Origin of the sequence: Paraburkholderia diazotrophica (genome assembly GCF_900108945.1) — a bacterium.
Taxonomy (GTDB): domain Bacteria; phylum Pseudomonadota; class Gammaproteobacteria; order Burkholderiales; family Burkholderiaceae; genus Paraburkholderia; species Paraburkholderia diazotrophica.
The window spans coordinates 33,521-40,269 of record NZ_FNYE01000055.1 but is presented as its reverse complement, the minus strand read 5'-3'; the positions used below and the strand labels follow the sequence as shown (position 1 = coordinate 40,269).

The following is a 6,749-nucleotide window of genomic DNA, read 5'->3' as shown; positions in this document are numbered from 1 at the left end:
CAAAACGACGCAGGCTAGTGCTGTCATACAAAGCCTCTTCGCAAGCGAAGTCGGCCAGATTGAACCAGTGTTGCACGAAGTGAATCCGCAGCATGCGCTCCAAACCAATCGGCGGTCGACCGTTACCGCGTTTCGGATAGTACGGCTCGATTACCGCGCACAGTTCGGTCCACGGAACGATCGTGTTCATCGTGTCAAGAAACTCGTCGCGTCGCGTGCGTTTGCGTCGGGTCTCAAACCCCGCGCCTTGATCCGCGGCCATTGCGAGCGTCTGCTGCTTCATTGCCTTTTGCCTTTCTCGTTGCTTGTGCACTCTATAACGCTTGATGCGCACAAGCGGTGGACTTAATCAGCATTGCCTTAGCACGGGGACGAACGCGTCATGCGTCTGTGGCGCGATCCGAGTCAGGATGTCACGAGTGCCTGCGTTCGGCGCAACGATCGCAATACGTACAGCCCCCAAGCCACACAAGCGCAACGTTGGCGGAAAAGCGTATAACGCACACCGCTCGAGCACGAGTTCAACGGCTGCGAGTCCTGTCCAGCAGAGTAGCCATTGATTGCGCAATGGGTTGACATCAGCGACGCGCGACAACAGCGCGAGCAATGCCTGTGCGGTCAGCCATGCCGCAATGGCGCGGGCGGCATTTACTGACGCAGAGTCGCCTCGATACGGTCGGTAGACGTGTGTCGCGCGAAACGTTATGAAAGGCAGTGTGAAGCCAAGCAGCGCCAGGAACAGATCGGCATCCGCAAGCGATGATCCACCAAATACGGCAACGTGCGACACATAAGCGGCTCCTGCGATGAACAGTGAGTCGCCGGCCTTTGTAACAGATATGAGCATGAGATGTTTCGCCAGAGAGCGTTGAGGTTCCGCAACGCGGCGCCGGTCGGAAGGCTGTCGAATGACTATGCGCGGCCGGACTGAAAACGGCTCCGATATTCCGTCGGTGAAATATGCAAAACTTGCCGAAACAATCGCGCCAGACATTCTCCGCTGGTCAATCCGCACCGCCGCGCGATTTTGTCGACCGGCAGATCGCTCGATTCGAGCAACGCCGTGGCTAGTTCAACGCGTGAGCGGCGCAAATGCTCAGATGGCCTTATACCCATTTCGGCTCGAAAGTGTCGCAAGTACGAGCGGTCGCTCATTCCCGCCGTTTGTGCCGCGACAGTAATCGAAATCGCCTTGCTGCAATTGCGCGTAATCCATTGCGCGCTTTCGTGGATCTTCTCCTTGATTGACTTTGCGCTATCGCTAGCAATAGCCTCGAAGTCTGGCCATCGAGTATCGGGAAGAAGATCGAGCACACGGCGCAAAACGGATACGCCGAAGTCTTGCCATATCAGTTCTAGCGCATGCCGCACTGCAGATCGCGCGGTCTGGCCAGCCGCGCTGTTGCCCATCGCGCCGACGAGCCGCAATTCGCCCGTAACAGATGTCTGCATGCGCTGAGAAAGTCTTCGCGAAGACGTACCAAGAGCAAATAGCGCGTCTTCGCCATTAGCAATAGCGAAGATCTCTTCGGCATGAGAGGTCTTTGCGCGACGCCATTCGCTAAATGGCACGTCCGATTCGAACCCAGTAAGTCTTTCCCCGCCCGCGACGAAAGTCGCCCGCGGAGATCGAAGCTGGTCAGCAGTTTGCGTCAAAACATCGATTTGCGCCGAGCTCGACACACAACCACCGTGGATCGAAACAAAGATGGTCCGATAGGAAGGAGCGTCACCATGTCGTACTGCCAGAACCTGATTCGCCTTGTCGAATACATCGACGATCTCGGCAGCCGGCAAGATCGAAAATCCATCGAAGACGACGATCGCGATTACACGAGCATTAAAACTCGCAGCGCGGTTTGCAAAAGTGCGGTCGAGCTTACGCGAAACGTCGTGGTAAGTGGTTTGCATCGATGCCTCTCTGCCGGTGTCGGTAAGCCTTGGCGCGAAGCGAGTTGAGCGTTGACGACGAACGGGCCGGTTCGAAGCTCTCTGTTGATTTAAGCGCGCGCCACATAGAGGCGCTGAGGATACTGAGATGGTTCCGCGCATCCAATCAGACAATTCCGATTCGGCTTGCAGATGTCACCAGTAGCGTGATTACCAATGGCGAATCGAAATTCGATGACGGATTAATTCAGAATTGGTGAGCATGCACACAGATACAGATGTGCGTGCAAGCCTAACGACGTTAAACAAAATAAATAGTAAATATCCCAAATGAAAAGAAAACGAATCAGACTGCGCGCCAGTCAACATACTCATCAATAGCGGAAGTCATCGAATGAAGACGCAGGTGGGGCGGACGGCGGCGCGGAACGCACGCTTTTTGTTCGTCGATGACGGTGCCCGCGTGCCGGAAATAAATGCGTCGTCTATGACCGGGTTCGTCTTGTTTTCCGTGAGCAAATTGGGAGCAACGCATTTCGCGTCGCGCTTTATCCGAAGCGCGGCGCGACTTTCTATTGCGCGTTTCGCTCGTATCTGTGCGCTCACTCCCGAAATAAATACAAACCCGCATACTGCAACAGCATGATGGTCTTGCCGTCCATGATCTCGCCTTGCGCAACCATCGCTAGTGCATCGACGAGGGGCAATTCGAGCACTTCGATGTCTTCGCCCTCGTCGATGACTCCGCCGCCTCGGCCCACGCGCGCGCCCGCGTCGTATTCGGCGACGAAGAAATAGACCTTCTCCGTCACCGAGCCCGGGCTCATGAACGCCTCGAAGATTTTGCGCACCGATTGGACTCGATAGCCCGTTTCCTCTTCGACCTCGGCGCGAATTCTTTCTTCCGGTGACGCTTCTTCAAGCAACCCGCCCGGCGTCTCGATCAACATCCCATCATGGCCGTTGACGAAGGCGGGGAAGCGGAACTGGCGCGTGAGCACGACGGTCCTGCGCCGCGGATCGTAGAGAAGAAGCGTCGCGCCGTTGCCGCGGTCATAGGTCTCGCGGCTCAGCCGCTGCAAGCTGCCGTCGGCGCGCCGATAGTCGAAAGTGGTTTTCTTCAGCACGTACCAGTCGTCGGATAACACTTGCACGCTGACGATACGCACCCGTTCAGCGGTTTCGTTCATGTGCACTCCTTGTCTCGAAGGCCGCATCGCGGGCGGCGATTCCGTCAGGGCGCGGCCCTGATGCACCGCGCGGTCGAATCATGGTATCGTGCAGGTTCGTGCAAAATCAAGAAAAATCGTGCATAGCCGCGTAGCCGGTTATCGCGGACCGTCATTTCAGGCAAACGGATGCTGACCTCTCAACGCAAGAAACTGATCCTCGATGCGCTCAAGCGCGACGGCCAGGTGCTGGCGAAGCCGCTGAGCGAATCGTTCGGCGTATCGGAAGACACGGTGCGGCGCGACCTGCGCGAGCTTGCCGCCGAGGGCAAGTTGCAGCGCGTCCATGGCGGCGCGTTGCCGTCGTCACCGGCCGTGGCGGATCTGGCGAAGCGTCGGTCGATCGGCTCGGAGGCGAAGGCGGCGATCGGACGCGCCGCCGCGCAGATGATCGCGCCGGGGCAGATTGCGATCGTCGACGGCGGCACGACGGCGATCCAGTTGGTCCGCCATCTCCCGATCGATCTGCGCGCGACGATCGTCACCCACAGTCCGAGCATCGCGGTCGAACTGGCGGAACACGAAGCGCTCGAAGTCGTGCTGATCGGCGGGCGGCTCTTTCGTCATTCGATGGTGACGGTGGGCGCCGCTGCCATCGAAGCGCTCAGCCACATTCGCGCCGATCTCTACTTCATGGGCGTGACAGGCGTTCATCCCGAGGCAGGGCTCAGCACCGGCGATCTGGAAGAGGCGTACATCAAGCGCGCGCTTGCGGCGCATGCAGCGGAGACGGTCGTGCTGGCGTCGTCGGAGAAGCTGAACGCCGCCTCCGCGTACAAGATCGCGGACATCGACGCAGTCAGTACGATCGTCGTCGAGAAGGGCACGCCTCGCGAAGCGACCGCGCCCTTCGATGCGCTCGGCGTAACGATCGTACGTGCATGAAGCGACGCGCGCGTTGCGCTAGCGCTTCTCGAGAAACCGCTTCAGCGCGGCGAGATCGCGCTCGACCCATTGGGCGTCGGCGGCGAATCGCGCGTCGCTCATGTCCGCTGTTCGTAGCAGCGTCAAGAGCACTTCGGCACCGTCGCCGTTCGCGATGACGCGCAACGGAACGTGAATCTCGTCGCCGTGCTCGGTCGTCACATAATGATCGAGCACGCCATACGGATTGTGCGGCGTGAAGCGCACGGTGATGGGACGGCCGTCGGCGCTTTCGAAGGTCCACTGCGAGCCTTCTCCGCGCAACGGCTTGCCGAGCCCCGATGCCCACTGCGCGAACGACAGCGGGTGCTCCATGAATGCGTACACTTCGCGCCAATCGCGCGCGATCGACACGCTGATGGTTTTCGATTCGACAGGGCCAGTCATGGGTTCGTCTCCAGAAAGAGCAACGGCGGTGATAACGCTGCGCGTCTCAAGTTTCGCGCGCGTCATGCCGATATGAGATTGAGCGGTTGCCCATGATGCCTGGATGCCCGCGCGACGGGCGTCGCGGCGCGGGGCAAGCAAAAATACCGCCGTTAAACATTTCATTTGTATCAGAGTGTTGGGGCCGCCCGTTTTTCCGGCGCACGCACTCTACAATGCGGATTCATTTTAGACGGGTAATCTGGCCCTTTTGACGGAAGATCGCACTACGTTTGACGCGGCTCCGGCAGGGCATCGGCTGATCACGGCACAGCGCCGGAAGGTTGCAGCCGCAACAAGGCGGCATGCTGCGCCACCGTTCGCAAGTGTCGGTCGACACGTGCAGAGCAGGCAGACGCGCGCATCCGGTCTTTAACGAACAATGCGGGAGAGCAGATGTCGATGAGTGGACTCGACAAGACGTGGGCCAGTTTCGCAAGCTTTGCACTCGCCTTGATGCTGGGCGCCTGCGCGCACGTCGGCGAACAGAATGCGAATAACAATGACGCGGCCGCGAGCAACCAGACGGCGGCAAATTCAACGCCCATGCAACCCGCGACGCAGATGGTCGCGCAGCCCGTGCCGCCCGTCATGTATAAGGTGCGGCGCGGCGATTCGCTTGTCCGCATCGCGCGCAGCCATGACGTGACGGTCGCGCAGATCGTCGCGTGGAATCATCTGAAGCCGCACGCGCGCTTGCGGGCCGGTCAGTCGCTGAAGGTGTCGTCGCCGGATGCCGTCAAGATGGTCGCGGTGCCGGTGACATCTTCTTCGGCATCGAACGGATCGACGTCGAGCGTGAACGCGAACGCTGGCAATACATCGGGCGCGATGGTCAGCAGCGCAACGGGCAGCGATTCGAATGGCAGCACCGGCTCGAACAACAACGCACAGAGCACGACGGCTTCGGCCGCCGCGCCTGCGCCGAGCGCCGCCGAGGCGCGCGAAGTGAATGCCGAAGTGTCGCGTCATGCGAAGGGCGTGTCGCTCATCTGGCCGGCGCAGGGGAGCGTCGTCGAGGCTTTCCAGCCGGGCGAGACGCGCGGCATCGAAATCGGCGGCAAGCCGGGCGATCCGATCCGCGCCGCGGCGGACGGCAAGGTCATGTACGCGGGCACGGGGCTCAACGAATACGGCAGCCTCATCATCGTCCAGCACAACAAGGACTTTCTGACGGCTTACGCGCACAATCGCAAACTGCTCGTGAAGACGGGCGACATCGTGCGCAAGGGGCAGCAGATTGCCGAGATGGGCAGCGAGAACAACTCGCGCGTCTCCGTGCTGTTCGAGTTGCGCCACGACGGCAAGCCGATCGATCCGATGCCTTTTCTGCCGCATCAACGGAGCTGATCGAGCCGCTTCAACGCGCGCAAGGAGTAGGGTCCCAAGGCTCCGGCGAATGAAAGCTCGCCGGAGCCTTGCTGCGTTTGCGTCCGTTGCTCAACCGATCCAGCGCATGACTGCGGCGACGATCGCTTCGGGCGCGTCTTCCTGCATCAGATGTCCGGCGTTCGGCACGGCCTGAAAACGCGCGCCGGGCACGAGACTCGCGAGATGCCGTCCGCGCTCGATGGGAATCCATTGGTCATCTTCGCCCCACAGAATCTGCGTGTGGCAGCGCATCTGCGGATAGCGCGCTTCGACTTCATCCGTATAGCGCTGATCCATCTGCGCGATCTGACGATAAAAGGCCGGCTGCCCGACATCGCCGAGCCAAGGCTCGACATAGGGCGCGAGTGTTTCATCGGAAATCGTTCGAGAGACCGCGCCGCGAATATACGCATCGACGATTGCCGCATGGATATACGCGGGCAGGCCAGCAAACGCCGCCGCATGCTCGCGCACGTGCCTCACGAACGGCGAGCCCCAGGGCGCGACGGCAACCGGGTCGATCAGCGTCAGGCTTCGATATTCGCAGCCATCGATCAGATGCGCGCGCAGCGCCGTCGCGCCGCCGAAATCGTGCGCGACGACATCGGGCGCGTCGAGCTTCCAATGCGCGAGCAGCGCGGCCAGCGCGCCATTCTGTACGCCGAGCGACACATCCTGGCCGTCACGCATTTCGGACTGTCCATAGCCCGGCAGATCGTAGACATACACCTTGCGTTCATGCGCGAGATGCGGCGCGATCCGATGCCATACCCACGACGAAAACGGCGTGCCGTGAATCAGAACGATGGGCGGACCATCGCCGAAGGTCCGATAGCGAACGGCCTGATCCCGGTACGTGAACGTTTGATCGAGCGTCCATTGCTTCATCGGTGCTGAACTCCATTTCGC

At 60.3% G+C, this 6,749-nt stretch carries 8 protein-coding genes; 2 read left to right on the top strand and 6 right to left on the bottom strand.

Translation table 11 applies throughout. The features are described from left to right. From BMW76_RS36845 to BMW76_RS36830, 4 genes are all read right to left on the bottom strand, one after another. Positions 1-283 (bottom strand): transposase (locus BMW76_RS36845; RefSeq protein WP_143062256.1); only part of this gene is annotated, 283 nt, incomplete at its 3' end. A gap of 66 nt (positions 284-349) precedes the next feature. Further along, positions 350-847, bottom strand: coding sequence for a hypothetical protein (locus BMW76_RS36840; protein WP_090873700.1), 498 nt, complete (start codon positions 845-847; stop codon positions 350-352). 65 nt (positions 848-912) lie between these two features. Beyond that, positions 913-1,911 carry a helix-turn-helix domain-containing protein gene (locus tag BMW76_RS36835; RefSeq protein WP_090873699.1) on the bottom strand — a complete coding sequence of 333 codons (999 nt, stop codon included), beginning with the start codon at positions 1,909-1,911 and terminating at the stop codon, positions 913-915. 581 nt (positions 1,912-2,492) lie between these two features. Continuing rightward, positions 2,493-3,080, bottom strand: a complete 588-nt coding sequence (locus tag BMW76_RS36830) for an NUDIX domain-containing protein (RefSeq protein WP_090873698.1) — start codon at positions 3,078-3,080, stop codon at positions 2,493-2,495. 168 nt (positions 3,081-3,248) lie between these two features. On the opposite strand from BMW76_RS36830, the gene BMW76_RS36825 reads away from it, so the two are divergent. Continuing rightward, positions 3,249-4,004, top strand: coding sequence for a DeoR/GlpR family DNA-binding transcription regulator (locus BMW76_RS36825; RefSeq protein ID WP_090873697.1), 756 nt, complete (start codon positions 3,249-3,251; stop codon positions 4,002-4,004). An 18-nt stretch (positions 4,005-4,022) separates the two neighbouring features. Here BMW76_RS36825 and BMW76_RS36820 read toward each other — a convergent pair whose 3' ends face one another. Then, positions 4,023-4,430 (bottom strand): polyketide cyclase, encoded by a 408-nt coding sequence (locus BMW76_RS36820; RefSeq protein ID WP_090873696.1) that lies wholly within the window; start codon positions 4,428-4,430, stop codon positions 4,023-4,025. 435 nt (positions 4,431-4,865) lie between these two features. On the opposite strand from BMW76_RS36820, the gene BMW76_RS36815 reads away from it, so the two are divergent. Further along, positions 4,866-5,819 (top strand): peptidoglycan DD-metalloendopeptidase family protein, encoded by a 954-nt coding sequence (locus tag BMW76_RS36815; protein ID WP_090873695.1) that lies wholly within the window; start codon positions 4,866-4,868, stop codon positions 5,817-5,819. A 90-nt stretch (positions 5,820-5,909) separates the two neighbouring features. Here BMW76_RS36815 and BMW76_RS36810 read toward each other — a convergent pair whose 3' ends face one another. After that, positions 5,910-6,728 (bottom strand): alpha/beta fold hydrolase, encoded by an 819-nt coding sequence (locus tag BMW76_RS36810; RefSeq protein WP_090873694.1) that lies wholly within the window; start codon positions 6,726-6,728, stop codon positions 5,910-5,912. Positions 6,729-6,749 lie beyond the last annotated feature (21 nt).